Origin of the sequence: Coleofasciculus sp. B1-GNL1-01 (assembly GCF_040220235.1) — a bacterium.
In the GTDB taxonomy this organism is placed as follows: Bacteria; Cyanobacteriota; Cyanobacteriia; order Cyanobacteriales; family Coleofasciculaceae; genus Coleofasciculus.
Genome location: NZ_JAVJTO010000134.1, coordinates 37,577 through 54,392, shown reverse-complemented (window position 1 = coordinate 54,392; position 16,816 = coordinate 37,577). Strand labels below are relative to the sequence as shown.

9 protein-coding genes are annotated in these 16,816 nt (G+C 46.2%); 4 read left to right on the top strand and 5 right to left on the bottom strand.

Translation table 11 applies throughout. The features are described 5' to 3' along the window. The first annotated feature begins 305 nt into the window (after positions 1 to 305). Positions 306 to 674, top strand: a complete 369-nt coding sequence (locus RID53_RS31390; protein ID WP_446391830.1) for a Crp/Fnr family transcriptional regulator — start codon at positions 306 to 308, stop codon at positions 672 to 674. Positions 675 to 679: 5 nt separating this feature from the next. On the opposite strand, the gene murD is transcribed toward RID53_RS31390, so the two are convergent. After that, positions 680 to 2,074: a UDP-N-acetylmuramoyl-L-alanine--D-glutamate ligase gene (murD, locus tag RID53_RS31385; protein ID WP_446391829.1), complete on the bottom strand. Its 1,395-nt coding sequence runs from the start codon at positions 2,072 to 2,074 to the stop codon at positions 680 to 682. Between the two features lie 257 nt (positions 2,075 to 2,331). Here murD and ftsH point away from each other — a divergent pair, with 257 nt between their 5' ends. Both ftsH and RID53_RS31375 read left to right on the top strand, forming a co-directional pair. Further along, on the top strand, positions 2,332 to 4,299 hold the full coding sequence (gene ftsH / locus RID53_RS31380; protein WP_446391828.1) for an ATP-dependent zinc metalloprotease FtsH: 1,968 nt from the start codon (positions 2,332 to 2,334) through the stop codon (positions 4,297 to 4,299). 114 nt (positions 4,300 to 4,413) lie between these two features. Beyond that, positions 4,414 to 4,827, top strand: a complete 414-nt coding sequence (locus tag RID53_RS31375) for a hypothetical protein (protein ID WP_446391827.1) — start codon at positions 4,414 to 4,416, stop codon at positions 4,825 to 4,827. Between the two features lie 111 nt (positions 4,828 to 4,938). Here the strand turns inward: RID53_RS31375 and RID53_RS31370 are convergent, their stop codons facing one another. The 3 genes from RID53_RS31370 to RID53_RS31360 form a co-directional block, all read right to left on the bottom strand. Continuing rightward, positions 4,939 to 5,133, bottom strand: a complete 195-nt coding sequence (locus RID53_RS31370) for a hypothetical protein (protein WP_446391826.1) — start codon at positions 5,131 to 5,133, stop codon at positions 4,939 to 4,941. 88 nt (positions 5,134 to 5,221) lie between these two features. Continuing rightward, positions 5,222 to 7,366, bottom strand: coding sequence for a glycine--tRNA ligase subunit beta (glyS, locus tag RID53_RS31365; RefSeq protein WP_446391825.1), 2,145 nt, complete (start codon positions 7,364 to 7,366; stop codon positions 5,222 to 5,224). Positions 7,367 to 7,660: 294 nt separating this feature from the next. After that, the gene (locus tag RID53_RS31360; protein ID WP_446391824.1) at positions 7,661 to 8,248 is read right to left on the bottom strand and encodes a Uma2 family endonuclease; all 588 of its coding nucleotides are present in this window, start codon (positions 8,246 to 8,248) and stop codon (positions 7,661 to 7,663) included. Between the two features lie 517 nt (positions 8,249 to 8,765). Here RID53_RS31360 and RID53_RS31355 point away from each other — a divergent pair. Next, on the top strand, positions 8,766 to 11,018 hold the full coding sequence (locus RID53_RS31355; protein ID WP_446391823.1) for a CHASE2 domain-containing protein: 2,253 nt from the start codon (positions 8,766 to 8,768) through the stop codon (positions 11,016 to 11,018). A 225-nt stretch (positions 11,019 to 11,243) separates the two neighbouring features. On the opposite strand, the gene RID53_RS31350 is transcribed toward RID53_RS31355, so the two are convergent. Further along, positions 11,244 to 16,784 carry a two-partner secretion domain-containing protein gene (locus RID53_RS31350; RefSeq protein WP_446391822.1) on the bottom strand — a complete coding sequence of 1,847 codons (5,541 nt, stop codon included), beginning with the start codon at positions 16,782 to 16,784 and terminating at the stop codon, positions 11,244 to 11,246. Positions 16,785 to 16,816 lie beyond the last annotated feature (32 nt).

The following is a 16,816-nucleotide window of genomic DNA, read 5'->3' as shown; positions in this document are numbered from 1 at the left end:
TTAGGGCTTGCTGCACAAGACCGAAACCCTTGGCTACCAAAGCTTTGAGTAGCATGAACATTGGCTCATCTTCAAAGAAAAAGGATAAAACCCTTTCATACCTTTGCACCATTATCAGGGAAAATGTATCATTGCTTCCCCTGCTCCCCCTGCTCCCCCTGCTCCCCCTGCTCCCCCTGCTCCCCCTAAACCCGCCCCTACACAATCACACGCCATTGCCCTCTGTCTTCTGCCTTTGGCTACATCTGGTATTTTGCCTCCTTGCGGTATAATGACCCAACATAAAATGATCTGGCATACAGACCATGTTAGAACCCGCAAACACAGTCAGCATCTTACAACAACAGGCTGAACCTAAGACATTTTCTGCCGATCAGGTTATTTTTCAAGAAGGTGATCCAGCGAACTATATGTATGGCATATTAGATGGAGAAGTCAACATCTCGGTCAATGGTAAAATTGTCGAAACCATCGGCAAGGTTGAGGTGTTTGGTACCGGAACATTGATTGGAGTCAGTGACAGAACCTATAGCGCGATCGCAAAAACAGATTGTACCTTGGCTTTTCTGGATCAACAGCGATTTCTGTTTGCGGTTCAGGAAACACCAATGTTTGCCTTGAATGTGATGAAAAGTTATTCCGAACGCATCGACCGATTGGCACATAGCCTCTGAAAAGATTAAGCTAAAACCTGTAAACACTGCTGACGGAAATCATCACCCCGATGTTCAAAACTTTGATATTGGTCAAAACTAGCACAAGCAGGTGACAACAAAACCACACGCGCATTATCTTGTTGTGCTAATTCGGCTGCTCTAGGAACGGCTCTTGCCAGTGTTTCCACAATTTCATAACGATAATAACCCACTTCCTGTAAGCGTTGGGCAAATGCTGATGCCGCCTCACCAATCAGTAAAACAGCCGCCGCTTTCGCTTGGATTATGTTCAACCATTGCGTATCGTCTCCGGCTTTCGCTTCACCCCCAGCAATTAAAATAACCGGACTATCAACCGCCGCTAATCCCACTTGCGCCGCATCATAATTAGTGGCTTTACTATCATTAATAAAGTCAATCCCCTTCCAGGTGATAATATGTTCGAGGCGGTGAGGAACACCGGGAAAATTGGTAATTGCCTCAACAATTGCCTGTTTCTCAATCCCAGCTAACCGGGCGGCGGCGACTGCCATGAGTAAATTCTGCTGATTGTGATTCCCCACCATCCGCAACGAATCCACAGGCACAATCGGTTCCGATTCTACCATCACCCAGCCATTTTCAATATACACCCAGGGACGAGGCGTCGCGTCACGCCCCTTAACACTTGTCCAGTACGCCTTTGACCAATGGGTTGTCCCCAACCGACGCAAATACGGGTCATCCCCGTTAAAGATTTGATCGTGCGATCGCGACAGTAAGTCAGCCTTGATAGTGTAGTAATTTTCCAGCGTCTTGTGGCGATTCAAGTGATCAGGGGTAAAGGTTGTCCAAACCCCAATTGTTGGGGCTAACTCCCGTGACGACTCAATTTGATAACTACTAATTTCTGCAATCACCCAGTCAATTTTGGATTGGGGTAGTTTCTCATGTAGAGACGCGCCATGGCGCGTCTTGTCGGGCTGCGCCAGAGCCAATTCACAAGCCGCATAGCCAATATTACCGCAGGCGGGAGCATGGAAACCAGCCGCTTGAAAAATAGCCGCAATCAAAGCCGTTGTCGTGGTTTTTCCATTGGTCCCCGTGATACCAACCCACGGAGAGGACTTGAGATAACGCCAAGCCAGTTCCATCTCACCAATCGTATCAATCCCTCGATTCCTGGCTTCAATTAAAACCGGAATATCCCAAGGAACACCAGGACTCACCACAATCAGTTCAGGTAAATCCGCATCGCCAAGAGTGAGCGAATAACCTAGTTTAACCGTAATTCCCTCAACATTAAGGACTTGTTGTTGCTGTTGCAGAGATTCAGACGTTTTGCTATCACTGACTGTTACCGTCCACCCTTCCTGTTTTAGGAGTCGTGAGGCGGCTATTCCGGAGCGTCCCAGACCAATGACGTGAGCGTTGGGCATAACCTGATGATGGTTTGTTCTTAAATCTAATTACCATGTAGAGACGTTCCATGCAACGTCTCTACAGTCCAGGGACTAACAATTCTACCAGAAGATAGCTGTCAGATTCCGGATGAAGTGCGAGATTGAAAGAGACATCCGCCCTCATAAATTACGAATTACAGGTTATCGTGACCTATTTTCCTGACTCTCTTAATCATGTCCGATTGTAATTTCAATCGTATCATTGATGACAACTTCTGTTTTAGCGAATTCTTATGCCCGTTGACAATAACAACTCCAACGACAATACCAATAAACCATCTGAACCCAAACGCTCTTGGGTTAAAAAGTATGGTACGAGCTTATTTCTCCTCGCCGCCACTGTCTTACTCATAAACTTTGGTCTGCTCCCCAATCTCGGTGCTAACCGCCGACAGGTTCCTTACAGTCAATTTCTGGAACAAGTCCAAGCTGATAAAGTTGAGCAAGCGACGATTGGTCGAGAGCAAATTCGCTATCAACTTAAAGAAGGTGCAACATCTGAATCCCAAGAGTCTCGTAGTTTCGAGACAACCGCTGTTCCCCAAGATCAGAAATTAGTCGAAATTTTACGACAGCATAATGTAGAGTTTACCGGCTCACTGTCTGACACCGATGACGGAGGCATCTTAGGTTGGCTGTTCATGCTGTTTTTATTCTTCGGCTTTTGGATATGGCTATTGCGCCGTGCGGCGGCGGGAGGAGGTGCTGGGGGACCAGCCGCTCTCAATGTGGGCAAAAGTAAAGCCCGTATTTATTCGGAAGGTAAAACAGGTGTCAAGTTTGACGATGTAGCCGGAGTTGATGAAGCCAAAGCCGAACTGCAAGAAGTCATCGACTTTCTCAAGAATTCCCAAAAATACACCCGCTTGGGTGCCAAATTTCCCAAAGGAATTTTACTCATTGGTCCTCCGGGGACAGGCAAAACCTTATTAGCCAGAGCCGTTGCCGGTGAAGCCAATGTTCCCTTTTTCAGTCTCTCCGGTTCCGAGTTTATTGAATTATTCGTCGGGGTTGGTGCGTCTCGTGTACGCGATTTGTTTAAGCAGGCAAAAGAAAATGCCCCTTGTATTGTCTTTATTGACGAATTAGACGCCTTAGGAAAATCCCGTGGGGGTGGTAATTCAATGGTTGGTGGCAGCAATGATGAACGGGAACAAACCCTGAACCAACTCTTAAATGAGATGGATGGGTTTGAGCCGAATATCGGTATCATTCTGATTGCCGCCACCAACCGTCCCGAAGTCCTCGACCCAGCACTTCAGCGTCCGGGGCGTTTTGACCGACAGGTTGTCGTAGACCGTCCAGATAAGATTGGACGCAAGGCAATTTTAGCGGTGCATGTTCCCAATGTGAAACTAGCCGACGATGTGGACTTAGAGAAGCTGGCGATTCGGACTCCCGGTTTTGCTGGGGCTGATTTAGCCAACTTAGTTAATGAAGCGGCGCTACTGGCAGCACGTCAAGACCAGGATACCGTGACCATGGCAGATTTTAATGAAGCGATTGAGCGAGTCATCGCTGGATTGAAGAAAAAATCGCGTGTGCTGACGGATACCGAGAAAAAGACAGTAGCGTATCACGAAACGGGTCATGCCTTAGTCGGTTCCCTGATACCGGGCGCAGGTACTGTCGAGAAAATATCGATTGTACCCCGTGGTGTTGGTGCCTTAGGCTACACCTTGCAACTACCAGAAGAAGACCGCTTTTTAGTCGGTGAAGATGAAATTCGCGGTCGCATTGCGATTATGCTAGCGGGACGTTCAGCCGAAGAGTTAATATTTGGCAAAGTCTCGACGGGTGCTAGTGATGACATCCAGAAGGCGACAGATATGGCAGAACGGTTTGTCACCATCTATGGCATGAGTGATAAACTTGGACCCATCGCCTTTGACAAGCCCCAATCTCAGTTCCTAGCTGGAATGGGCAGTCCGCGTCGTTCAGTCAGTCCCCAAGTCGCCGAAGCGATTGACCAAGAAGTGAAAGCGATGGTGGATGGTGCCCACCAAATGGCACTTAAGATTCTTGACGATAATCGAGAGATTTTGGAACAAACTGCCCAAGTGTTGCTCCAAGAAGAAGTCTTAGAAGCCCAAGCCCTTCTGGAAAAGTTAGATCAGATGCAGCGACCTAAGGGACTTGATGAATGGTTACGAACCGGGAAACTGCCTGAACATCAGGAATTATTACCGACTATGAATTAGGATTTGGTTACGTCTCTACAAATTTTGTAGGGACGTTCCCTGGGAACCTCTCTACATGTATAATGTCGAAGGTCATCGAATAATTTTCGTTGACATCAAACAAGGCTTAGCATCATGATTCTTAAAATGAATGTCGCTGACTTAAGCTGGGTTCGTAGTAGGCACTTTAGTGCCAGAAGCGCTAAAGCGCTGACTACCAACATTTCTTTTAAACGTCTGGCAGCAGCAATGGGTTTAACCCTACTGAGTTGGACGCTACCCGCGAAAGCGCAACCCTTATCGGAGCAACAACTTCCCTCCAGTATTGATCAACTCACCAATCCGGCACAACTCCGACGATTTCAACAACGCCTCCAGCGAGAACAGCCCCTTTTGTATTTATTTTTACAGTTAGAATCGGCTCAAACTGAAAACTTGCAACAGAAAGCCGAACAAGAAATTCGACAAACGTTGCAACAGCCGCCATCGCTACAACAGCAATTATTCCAGCGACAAATACGAGAACCCTTGGAACTGGATGACTTGTAAATGTTTTATATCGCCGCCTACTTAGACTGATATGTTTTGTCAAGTAAAACTATATTGAATGTGATAAGTTTAAATCTAATTTTATAATTGGATTTAATTTGCAGTTAGGCTTCAGTTTCCCTCATGGCTTCTGACAATTAAGGGTTTGGCTTTCTCTAAACCCTCTAAATTCTTAATTGTCAATTCTAAGTCACCCGTCCCCCAATGTCCAATTCCTCGCATATCTCGACTGAATCCTTCTTCTATTTGTACGGTGTCGGGATCTAGTTTGAGGTAAACGACTAGACAGTGAGTGTTGGTTAGCACGACTACACAAGCAAAGTTTTTTAACCGTTAGGGCTAAAGCCCTTACTACAAGCCGAATCTAATCCATCAAATTAGGTGTGCCACGTCACTACTTGACGATCGCGCCAAATTCTGCCAGTACCCGTGCGTGGTTTCGCAGTAACCCCAATAGGTTCAGCCGATTGCGGCGAATCTCTGGATTTTCGTCCATCACCATCACCCCGGCTTCTTTATCATCAAAGAAGGTACTCACAATTGGCGTCACCTCTGCCAAGGCATCAACAATTTGCTGATAATTGCGCTCTTTTTGTGCCGTTTGAGTGCGGGGCACTAATGCAACTAATGCTTCATAAAAAGCAGGTTCACTCGATTTTTCAAATAAATCGGGATGCACAACTGCTTTGGGATCTAACTGTTGGAAATCTAAATCTCCTTGCATCGATAACCGCGCCGAACGGTTCACGGTTTCATAGATTTCATCCAGCTTGCCGTTCTTCCGAATTCCTTGCAAGAACAAAGCGCGATCGCGAACATCTAACACGTCTTTTAATGCCCGTTGCGTATACTCCTGATCATTCTCACCCAAAACCGCATTTACCAAGTCATAATCAATCATCTGTTCGTCTTGCAGCAAGGTGCGAATCCGTTGAATGAAAAACTCTTGCAAAACTTCAACGGGCGATGATTTCTCAGAATAGGTGGCGACAAAATCGGCAGAAACATCCTGCAATAGCTGATCTAAATTAATCCCTAAATTCCCTTCCCAGGTAATATTAACTACAGCATTTGCTGCACGGCGCAAGGCAAAGGGGTCAGAGGAACCTGTGGGAATCATGCCTAAGCCAAAGATACTCACTAATGTATCTAAGCGATCTGCCAATCCCACCACTTGACCGATTAACGTTTCCGGTAACTTGTCCCCTGCACCTCTGGGTAAATAATGCTCAAAAATCGCCGTAGCTACCGCCTCAGATTCACCACTCGCCACCGCATACTTTTGTCCGATTACACCCTGTAATTCAGGAAACTCGTAGACCATTTGGGTGACAAGATCCGCTTTACAAAGGGCGGCGGCGCGAATAATATCTGTCCACTGCGTCTGTGACACTGCCAATTGCTCTGCAATCCGGGATGCGGTTTTTTCGATGCGCCCGACTTTCTGACGCATTGACCCTAATTCATCTTGGAAGGTTACAGTTTCTAATTTGGGTAAATAACTCTCTAGGGGTGAGGCTAAATCTGTTTTATAGAAATACTCGCCATCCGCTAAACGGGCGCGAATCACTCGTTCATTTCCGGCGGCGATAATCTCAGATTTTGCCGGATCACCATTGGACAAGGTAATAAAATGAGGCAGTAATTCAGTCGCTGTTTCATCCTTGAATACTGGGAAATAGCGCTGATGCGTTACCATTACCGTTTTCACCACCTCTGGCGGTAAGATTAAGTATTCTGCATCAAATTTGCCGACAATGGCGGTGGGATATTCGACTAAATCCGTGACTTCATCCCATAGTTCCTCATAGAGTAGGGTATGACCGTTGAGTTTTTGTGCGGCTGACTGAACTTGGTCTTGGATGATCTGCTTACGGCGATCGCGTTCTACAATCACAAAGGCGGATTCTAAGGATTTTACATAGTCCTCAGCTTTGGCAAGGGTTACCGATTCTGGGTGTAAGATACGGTGTCCACGAGATAGGCGATCGCTGATTATCGTTTCCGAACCATTCACTAATTCAATTGGCAACACCGTATCATCCAGCAGCGCCACCAACCAGCGAATTGGGCGAGAAAACTTCAAGTCTCCATCCCCCCAACACATAAACCGCTTTCCTTCTAAGCCAAAAATCCACTGGGGGATGACTTCGGGGAGAATTTCAATCGCTGAACGACCGATGATTTTCTTGACAACAAAGACAAATTCCCCTTTCTTTGTCTCTCGGATTTCCAGATCATCAAGGCTAACGCCCTGTTTACGGGCAAACCCTTCGGCGGCTTTGGTGGGTTTCCCGTCTTTAAATGCAGCTTTGACAGGTGGACCCTTAACTTCCTCTTCGCGATCGGGTTGTTGACGGGGTAATCCCTGAATCAGTACCGCTAGACGGCGGGGTGTGCCGTACACTTGGATACTGTCAGGAGTCAGTAGGTATTGATCAAGGCTTTGTGACAGGCGCGACTGCCATTGTTTAATCGCACTCTCGACGAAATTTGCAGGTAATTCTTCTGTACCGACTTCCAATAAGAATGTGGACATAATGCGATCGCGCTTCGTGGACAAGGGTTGGGTGTGAATAGGATGAACAGCTAGCAGAGTATAGTGGCTGCCAGTTTTCCTAGTTTAACCCTATTCTTGACCTGACTTGTCACGGTATGTGGTGCAACGTGAGTGTTAAGTGTGTAGGGGCGGGTTTCACTACTATCTTTTGTGGTGCGTTACGCTTACGCTAACGCACCCTACACCCGCCCCGACTCAGGTTTATAGACTTCGCGTGAAACGTTAGATTCTTGACATCCTCACCGTTAGGAGTTTGGCAACCAAACCCCTACCCTAGAACCTAGGTGGTAACATCTGCATCACTGCGATGCTCAAATTCGGAAACTGTAATGGAGAAATCCGATCATTTTCCGCTAGGATTACCTCTCGCTGATACCCTTGTGGAGTCGGTTCTCGAAAAACGTGCAGTTGACGTTGCTTGAGGTTTAGCACCCAATACTCTTGAATGTCCGAGTTGGCATAATCATTTGCCTTGATACCGCAGTCTGTATTGAGTGTCCTATCGGCAACTTCAATAATCAGATAGATTTCTGAGGGGTGAGGGTGATGATCAATGTAGCGTAAAACATCGGGCATAACCACCGCCACATCAGGTTCCGGTTCTGAGCGATCGCTTAATGTTACGGGAAGTTGCGTCCTGACTAGCACTTGTTGTCTTAAGTTATCTTCTAACAGCAATCGGGTTAGGGTAATGGCTGTCGCATGGGGTGTTCCTTGGGGACTCATTTTTCGGATAATCTGTCCGGCTATTAATTCGACGGGTTGATCAGGTGATAAAATGCCCACTTCTACCATCCGGTGATAGTCTTCAACTGTCCACAGGTATAGGGGGATTTGGGTTTCCTGTTGGTTGATTGGCATCAGTTTTAAGTAGGTAGAGACTGTTAAAGTTAACGGTGGTAATCGTCATTCGTCATAAGCTGTTCGGCATTTAAACCTTAATATCAATAATGGCGCAATCCTTGTAGTGCGTTTAGCGAAGCCATGCCGCAGGCTTTAGCGAAGCCATGCCGCAGGCTTTGCATCTTGCTCGCTACTAATACCCAATTTAAATGCATGACAGCTTACTCAAGGGAGCGCCAAGCAAGCTACGTTTATGTAAGGATTTGAGTTGGGTTTGCATAACTTAATATGGTTGAATTTATTTTCACCAATCTACTTATCAGTTTAAGACGAAGCCTTCTCGTACTTTAGAGGAGAACCCGAAAGGTGGAGTAACCTCACACGAGGAAGACAAATACACAATAGCGAGCGAGACGCTCGCACTACAACCATTCCCTGTTCGCTATTCCCTGTTCCCTCGTCTCATAATTTTATCCGACGACTTACAGGTAAGATAACAGCTAAACCTGTTTCTTTGCGGGGGTCGATTGAGGTTATGTGGGCAACACTGAGAAAACAACTCTGGCAATGGCGGGGTGTGTTTATTGCGGCTCCGACTGTAGCGGGAATCGTCATCGGGTTACGCTGGGCGGGATGGCTGCAAGAACTGGAACTCGCCGCTCTGGATCAATTTTTTCGCTGGCGTCCCCCTGAAGCGGTGGACTCGCGGATTGTGATTGTTGAAATTAATGAGCAGGATATCCAAAAACTCGGCAAGTGGCCCCCCTCAGATCGGACACTTGCCCAATTACTAAAAATACTCAAACAACAACAACCCAGAGCCATTGGTTTGGATCTGTATCGCGATTTACCTGTAGAACCTGGGTATCAGGAATTGGTTGAGGTATTTCAATCGACTCCGAATTTGATTGGCATTCGTAAGGTAGCCGGAGATGGGTCGGGAACGGCAGTTAATCCACCACCAGTATTGAACGAATTGGGTCAGATTGGCGCGAATGATTTGGTTGTGGATAGTGATGGTAAAGTTCGTCGCAGTTTACTGTCTCTGGGAACTCCATCGGGGGACATTATCCCTAGTTTTAGCACGATGTTAGCGTTGACTTATTTAGAGGCAGAAGGGATTACGCTTGAGCAAGTCGATGAGGCGGGAACTCAGTATCGGTTGGGTCAAGCTATTTTTACTCGTTTCAATCAGCATGATGGGGGCTATGTCCGGACAGATGCGGGTGGATTTCAGATCATCTCTAATTTTCGCAATCTCAGGCAAGGGTTTGAGTCGGTTTCGATTTCGGATGTCCTAGAGGGAACAATACCAAAAGATTGGGGACGCGATGCCTCCGGCGCTGCTTTGGCAGGACGCATTGTCTTGATTGGAGTCACCGCTGAAAGTGTTGCTGATCACTTTTTCACCCCCTATAGTCGCGGGTTGGTGAATCAATCAACGGGGGTGGAAATTCATGCAGATGTGGTGAGTCAGATACTGAGTGCGGCGTTAGAAGGGCGTCCGCTGATTCAGGTTTGGTCGGAACCCTGGGAAATCCTGTGGATCGTAGCTTGGACGGTAGTCGGGGCGATATTGACCTGGAGACAACGTTATCGGGGGGGTGTGACTGGGCGATCGCCTGTTAAGGTGGTGAGTCTGATTTTAGTGGGCGGTAGCTTGGTTGGCGGCTGTTACTGGGCGTTTTTGCAGGGGTGGTGGATTCCCGTGATACCGCCGATTCTGGGGTTAACGGGGTCTGCGATCGCGATTATCGGGTATGTGGCTTACGGTGCGGATCAGATGCGCCGCATATTTGGTCGCTATGTCACGGATGCAGTGGTGGCGAATTTGCTGGAGACGCCTCAAGGATTGCAGTTAGGTGGAGAAAACCGCCAGGTTACGGTTTTATTTTCCGATTTAAGGGGATTTTCAGCAATTTCCCAACGAATGTCGCCGAAGACAGGCATGATAGTCATTAACCATTACTTGCAAGTGATGACGGATGTGATTGATCACTATCAGGGTGTGATTAGTGAGATTATGGGTGATGGGATGCTGGTTATATTTGGTGCGCCGATTGAGCGAGAGGACGATTGCCAACGCGCGATCGCTTGTGGGATTGCGATGCAATTGGCGATGGCGGATGTTAATCAGTACAATGATACCCTAGATTTGCCAACCTTAGAAATGGGGATTGGCATTCATGGGGGAGATGTATTAGCGGGGAATATTGGGTCACAAAAACGGGCAAAGTATGCGATTGTTGGTAATCCGGTTAACTTGGCGTCTCGGATTGAATCCTATACCGTTGGTGGACAAATTTTAATTTCTGAGTATCTGTTTAAACAGGTGGGTTCACTTCTCAGGGTTGATAGGAAATTTAAAGTTCACCCGAAAGGCTTTTGTGAACTGATTATGGTTTATGAGATTGGTGGGATTGGCGGTCAGTTTAATTTATTTTTGCCGAAATCAGACTCAAATTTTGTCGTCTTAGTGAAGGAAATTAAAATCCAGTACACGGTTTTAGAGGGGAAGTATTTAGGGGAAACAGTCGGTCACGGGGCGATTTTAAAATTATCGACTCATGGGGCTGAGATTCACACCCAAAAGTCTGTAGAATTGTTCAGTAACCTCAAGATTAACTTAGTCACAGGAACCCACAAGGCAAAGGAATTAGGAGATATTTACGCGAAAGTTGTTGAGAAATCGGTAGATAATCCCAGATGTTTCAGTATTCGGTTTACTGGGATTACTCCTGAAATCGCAGCGATGTTTTATTATTTGCGTCAGTTTTCTTCAGATTGACTAATCTATATTTTATTATCTTCAATGTTTGTCAGGGTGTCCTCTTCGCAACCCACCAAATCATTGCGAAATTGTAGGGTGCGTTACGCTTCGCTAACGCACCATTTATAGCCGTTGTCTATTCTCTATGCCCTATTCCCTATTCCCACCACAAGACTTATTCAGCAGCCTCTAAAGAAAGAATCAGCAATCCTGTCAATTGTAGAGACGTAGCATGAGGAGTCTCTACGGGGCAGAAACCTGACAATTGACCGAATTTTGCCAACCGCCGTGAGGCGTTCCATTGGGAACATTAGCCGTCAACACCACATTACCTTCAGCATCAATAATCCAACCTTGAGCTTCAATAATCTGTTTGGGAGGATGAGAAATAGAAGAATTCTCCTCGTCCGCTGGTTCTTTTATTTCCTCATCTTCCTCCCTGGGTATCACCGTACCAAAATCATCTTGTACCCAGTCAGGACTAACTAAATCCGTCGGGTTTTCCGGTAAACCTCCCCGTCCCGTGACCATAAATTGATTCTGACGATTACTAGGGGCACAAGTCCGATTAATTTGTCCAGAGGGGTCAATAAAAGTGCTAGGTAATTGAATCAGACCTCGACTGGGATCAAGGGGTACATTGGTTATGACTTGACCCGGATTGCCAAACTGAGAACTGGCATCAATATCGTTAGTCCGATTGCCGGGAATAGCTGGACGTTCCTCAATGCCAAAAATGCCTTCACCCGTGATAATAATGCGACCCCCATCACCCCGTTCAGCACTAGCAATAATATCACTGCCGTTGACACCTTCTGGGGGTAGGACTAACAGAAAAAGGGTGTTAATGTCGATATTACCGCCATTGGCATCACCAGAGGCTTTGGCAGAAATCAAGCTGTCATCCCTCATGAGTAATATGTCTAAGCCGTCCAAACTGATATTCGCCCCAGCTTCTACACCACTGGTTCCGGTTTCCGCCGTAAGTTGACCGTCATCAAGAACCAGGGAGTTTGCCCAAATCGTCAAATTTCCGGCTCGTCCCGATGAACTACTCACAGTTACAGATGACCCATCTTCGACAGACATCTGAGAGGTTTTCACAGTTAAATCACCGGCTGTGCCACCTTGAATCGCTTCTACAGATAGGCGACTATCATGACTCACTTGCACCGAATTAGCCGGATGGGAGTTAGAATTAATTCTTAAATTTCCAGCTGCACCTGTTTGAGTTGAAGCCGAAATTGCACTATTCTGGCTAACACTCAAGGTATCCAAGCCTTCTAGGGTAATACCCTCACTCCGACTGGAGATATTGGATGCTAGTATCTGTGCATTATTTTCCAGAGTCAATTGTTGAGTGTTTAAGATAATATCTCCAGCAGCACCTGTCGCCGTGGCATTAGCACGGATGGAACTATCCTCAATCAATTGGATAAAATCTGTAGCAGAAATTCTTACCCCTCCAGCCATACCCGTACTTTGGGTTTCGGCAGAAATTTGAGCGCCATTAGTGGCGGTTACAGAGTCACTCTCAATGTCTACTCCTCCAGAATTCCCCTTAGCTCCTGGCTGCACTGTACTAAAAATACTACTGCCGAATCCTTGGCTATCTTCCCCATCCAATAGAATACTATCCGTTGCCCGAATTACGACCTGACCAGCATCTCCTTCTCCAAAGGTCGAGGCATCAATTAGTGCGCCATTGGTTGCGGTTAAAGAGCCAGTCTCAATGTCCACACCCCCAGAATTTCCCTTGGCTCCTGATTCCACTGTACTAAAAACACCACTGGAGAATACTTGACTAGATTCCCCATCCAATAAAAGGCTATCCATTACCCGAATTTCTATCTGACCCGCATCTCCTTCTCCTCCCGTACTGGCAGTAATTTGAGCGCCATTAGTTGCACTTAAAAAGCCAGTCTCAATGTCTACACCCCTAGAATTTCCCTTAGCTCCTAATTCCACTGTACTAAAAACACCACTGAGAAATCCTTGACGAGATTCCCCATCTAATAAGAGGCTATCTGTTGCCCGAATTTCTATCTGACCCGCATCTCCTTCTCCTCCCGTACTGGCAGTAATTTGAGCGCCGTTAGTCGCACTTAAAAAGCCAGTCTCGATGTTCACACCCCCAGAATTTCCCTTAGCTCCTGGTAATACTTGACTAGCAACACCACTAGGTAATCCTTGACGAGATTCCCCATCCAATAAGAGGCTATCCGTTGCCTGAATTTCTATCTGACCCGCATTTCCTTCTCCCAAGGTCGAGGCAATAATTAGTGCGCCATTGGTAGCGGTTAAAGAGCCAGTCTCAATTTCTACTCCTCCAGAATTCCCCTTGGCTCCTGATTCCACTTGACTAAAAATGCCACTGATGTCTCCTTGACGAGATTCCCCATCCAATAAGAGGCTATCCGTTACCTGAATTTCTATCTGACCCGCATTTCCTTCTCCAAAGGTCGAGGCATCAATTAGTGCGCCATTGGTAGCGGTTAAAGAGCCAGTTTCAATGTCCACACCCCCAGAATTTCCCTTGGCTCCATCTTCCACTCGACTCAAAACACCACTGAGAAATCCTTGACTAGATTCCCCATCCAACAAGAGGCTATCTATTGCCCAAATTTCTATCTGACCCGCATTTCCTCCTCCAAAAGTCGAGGTAATAATTCGTGCACCATTGGTTGCAGTTAAAGTGCCAGTCTCAATATCCACACCCCCAGAATTTCCCTTGGCTCCTGAGAACACTGTACTCAAAACACCACTAGGTAATCCTTGACTATCTTCCCCATCCAATAAAAAGCTATCTGTTACCTGAATTACTATCTGACCCGCATCTCCTTCTCCCCAGGTCGAAGCATCAATTATAGCGCCATTGTTTAAAGTTAAAGTGCCAGTATCAATGTCTACTCCTCCAGAATTTCCCTTAGCTCCCGGCTGTACGGTACTAAAAATACTACTGCCGAATCCTTGACTAAATTCCCCATCCAATAAGAGGCTATCGGTTGCCCGAATTACCACCTGACCCGCATCTCCTTCTCCCCAGGTCGAAGCATCAATTATAGCGCCATTACTTAAAGTTAAAGAACCACTCTCAATGTCCACGCCCCCTGAATTGCCTTTAGCTCCTGATTCCACTCGACTAACAACACCACTGAGAAATCCTTGACGGCTTTCCCCATTCAATAAGAGACTATCGGTTACCCGAATGACCATCTGACCTGCATTTCCTTCTCCTTCAGTACTAGCATCAATTAGAGCGCCATTAGTTGCAGTTAAAGATCTACTTTCAATTTCTATTCCTCCAGAATTTCCCTTAGCTTCTGATTCCACTCGACTCAAAACACTACTGGGTAATCCTTGACTATTTTCTCCATCCAGCAAGAGGCTATCGGTCACCCGAATTACCACCTGACCCGCATCTCCTTCTCCAAGAATAGAAGCAGAAATTTTTGCCCCATTAGTTACAGTTAAAGAGCCAGTTTCAATATCCACACCCCCAGAATTACCCATAGCTCCTGATTCCACTTGACTCACAACACTACTGGGTAATCCTTGACTATTTTCTCCATCCAGCAAGAGGCTATCGGTCACCCGAATTACCACCTGACCCGCATCTCTTTCTCCAAAGGTAAAGGCATTAATTCGACCGCCATTAGTAACGATTAAAGAGCCACTTTCAATGTCCACATCGCCAGAATTACCCTTGGCTCCTGGCTGGACTGTACTCAAAATACCACTGGGTAATCCTCGACTATCTTCTCCATCAATTAAAAGGCTATCTGTTAGAATGACAACCTGACCGACATTTCCTTCTCCAAAAGTAGAAGCATTAATTCGACCGCCATTAGTAGCGGTTAAAGAACCACTCTCAATGTCTACTCCTCCAGAATTTCCCTTGGCTCCTGATTCCACTCGACTAAAAACACTACTGCCGAAGCCTTGACTATCTTCCCCATCCAATAAGAGGCTATCCGTTACTCGAATGATAACCTGGCCAGCATCTCCTTCTCCTTCAGTGCTGGTATTAATTAGAGCGCCATTACTTAAACTTAAAGAGCCAGTCTCAATTTCTACTCCTCCAGAATTTCCCATAGCTCCTGATTTCACTCGACTAAAAATTCCACTCACAAATCCTTGACTATCTTCCCCATCCAATAAGAGGCTATCCGTTGCCCGAATTACGACCTGACCCACATTTCCTTCTCCCCAGGTAGAGGCGTCAATTCTAGCGCCATTCGTTAGAGAAACTGAGGAAGTTGCAATCCTGATATCTCCTCCGCTTCCTGTGGCTCCATTTTCAACATTATTACCAATCACCCCTTCGGCTAAAGCCACGGTTCCAGTTGCATCAATGGTAATATCCCCCGCTTGAGCATCTACTGAACCCAAACCTGAAGCGATTCCAGCCGTCAATTGACTAAATTTTGAATTGGAATTGTACTTACCCACCCCAATTACATAAGTGCCAGGCGTATCAAAATTAAAACTTATATAGGAATCTGCTATGCTGATGCTACCGTCGGCTCCCTGAGTAGTGGGTGCATCATCATTACTTGCCAGTAACCCTCCCTGAGCATCAAACAAAAAAATCTCTGTGTCTAAGCTACCTGCTCCACCCGTATCGCCTTGGTCAATATCAAAGATACCCCGACTCCCAGCCGTTTCCACCGTAAATGAGTAGTAGTCAAATGTTCCATCTCCTGTACCGGAAATCGAGACAAATGGAATTGTCGTCGAAGATTCAATATTAGGATTAGTCGCGAGTGAGAACGAACCATCAAGGCTTTGCGCTCGATGAATTGAGTTATTGGGTTCAGTTTCTTGGCTCGGATTCTGGGAATCTATTGCCTGATTTTCAATCGAAATGTGCAGCGTATAAGTTTCCCCTAAATCAGGTTGGTTGCCGACAATACTGCTACCGATGGTTAAATCTCTGGCATAAATGACAATATCACCACCATCGACTCCTACCACATCGATAGTACTACCAAAAATTGCTATATCCGTCCGCGCCAAATCCTCTGGAAAATCTAATCTTAAATTCCCCTTATCAACTGTTAATCCTACCTCTCCTGGTGCGCCGACTCCCGCTAATTCCACTCGACCACCGGGAGCAGTTAAACTGCCACCATCGATTAATAGTTCCCCCGTTGAAGTCAAAGAAGGGGCAACATTTCCCCCCACAAGTAACAAAGTTTCCCCCGACGGTACAGATAGAGAACCTCTCACCTCAATCGAACTCACTCCTTGAGCCGCCAATTGATTAAAGAAAAGCACATCTGGGTTAACCGTGAGTAAAGGCGGAGCCTCTGGATCAGTTGCACTAAAAATACCTTGATTCCCAAAACCAATGGCATTCGCTGTAGATGCGACAAAAGAACCGCCAACATTTAACCGAGCATTCTCACCAAAAATAATCCCATTCGGATTAATTAAAAACAGATTAGCTGTGCCATTTGCCAGAATCAACCCATCGATATTCGATAGATTATCACCCGTTACCCGACTCAAAATGTTCTCAATATTCAAGCCATTATTAAAAAATGCTACATTTCCTGTCGGTACGGAAAAATCTTCAAAACTATGGAACAGATTAACTCCCTGTATTTCCGTTCCTCCTGTAATTAGGTGAACCGGAATCCCCGTCACCTGAAATGTATCGACCTGAGAATTAACCGGAAGTGTATTATCGGGGACAATTTGAGCCGATGCTATTGTGACATTTGTCCAAAAGCTGAGAGTCACGCTGCTAATCAAAAAGCGGTTGATTAAATGTTGCATGGTTTTTTCCCTGATAGTTGCGGTTTTTATTG

Bases quoted from the DNA above. Each gene is read 5' to 3' on its own strand.
- RID53_RS31350 (WP_446391822.1), bottom strand. From the start codon at position 16,784: ATGCAACATTTAATCAACCGCTTTTTGATTAGCAGCGTGACTCTCAGC.
- RID53_RS31390 (WP_446391830.1), top strand. From the start codon at position 306: ATGTTAGAACCCGCAAACACAGTCAGCATCTTACAACAACAGGCTGAA.
- RID53_RS31360 (WP_446391824.1), bottom strand. From the start codon at position 8,248: ATGCCAATCAACCAACAGGAAACCCAAATCCCCCTATACCTGTGGACA.
- ftsH (WP_446391828.1), top strand. From the start codon at position 2,332: ATGCCCGTTGACAATAACAACTCCAACGACAATACCAATAAACCATCT.
- murD (WP_446391829.1), bottom strand. From the start codon at position 2,074: ATGCCCAACGCTCACGTCATTGGTCTGGGACGCTCCGGAATAGCCGCC.
- RID53_RS31375 (WP_446391827.1), top strand. From the start codon at position 4,414: ATGATTCTTAAAATGAATGTCGCTGACTTAAGCTGGGTTCGTAGTAGG.
- glyS (WP_446391825.1), bottom strand. From the start codon at position 7,366: ATGTCCACATTCTTATTGGAAGTCGGTACAGAAGAATTACCTGCAAAT.
- RID53_RS31355 (WP_446391823.1), top strand. From the start codon at position 8,766: ATGTGGGCAACACTGAGAAAACAACTCTGGCAATGGCGGGGTGTGTTT.